Origin of the sequence: Mycobacterium sp., assembly GCF_008709575.1 — a bacterium.
In the GTDB taxonomy this organism is placed as follows: Bacteria; Actinomycetota; Actinomycetes; order Mycobacteriales; family Mycobacteriaceae; genus Mycobacterium.
In genome coordinates this window covers 1-641 of sequence record NZ_VYIK01000428.1, presented here as the reverse complement: position 1 = coordinate 641, position 641 = coordinate 1, and the positions used below count along the sequence as shown (strand labels likewise).

General features: G+C 61.8%; 1 protein-coding gene and 1 pseudogene. Both read right to left on the bottom strand.

Going from position 1 to position 641, the window contains the following annotated elements:
• A partial coding sequence (locus F6Q13_RS19395; protein ID WP_293059972.1) for an aromatic-ring-hydroxylating dioxygenase subunit beta occupies nt 1–302 on the bottom strand: 302 nt, incomplete at its 3' end.
• A pseudogene (locus F6Q13_RS19390) lies at nt 299–641 on the bottom strand (hypothetical protein); the annotation flags it as partial. The gene F6Q13_RS19395 and the pseudogene F6Q13_RS19390, both read right to left, overlap by 4 nt.

The window sequence follows — 641 nt, the reverse complement described above, 5'->3', positions numbered from 1 at the left end:
TGATGCCGGGTTGTCGCGTGGGGATATTCGCGGTGCGCCTTACGGCTCTTCAGCCGCTCCACGCGCGCCAACAGCATGAATTTGTCGTCGTTGACAAGCACCAGGTCACCGTCGGGCGCAGGATCGGGAAGATCGTTTGCCGGAACCACATAGTGCGCGTCCTCGGTGAAGAGTTGCGCCCACTCGTCAAGACGCCATTCGTCGAGCAGCAGGGCCTCGCGGTACAGGAAGTCCTCCACCTCCCACCGCTGCACGACTGCGGTGTCGGCGATCGATGCGCTGGTGTCCTGTTCGATGGTCACGCGACTACTTTCCGCTGCGGGCTGAGCTGCTCGCGCCATTGGCGCCAGAAGGCGCGCATCTGCTCCTCATCCTTGACTTCGGGTTCGCGGGTCATCCCGCGAGAGATGTCGTTCCATTCAACGCCGCCGCTGCGATAGCCGTCCTGGCACGATTCGAGGGCCTCCACGTCGTCGGGAGTCGCAAGACCACCGGGACCGTAGAAGCTGAGGAAGCATTCTTCACGCACCGCGCGCACCTTGGCGGGCTCCGATTTCGGCGCAAAATGCCATGCGCTCACTTCCATGTGGTTGGTTTGCGTCTGACTTCGCCGCAGAGATGGGCTTGGAAAATTATCCAAT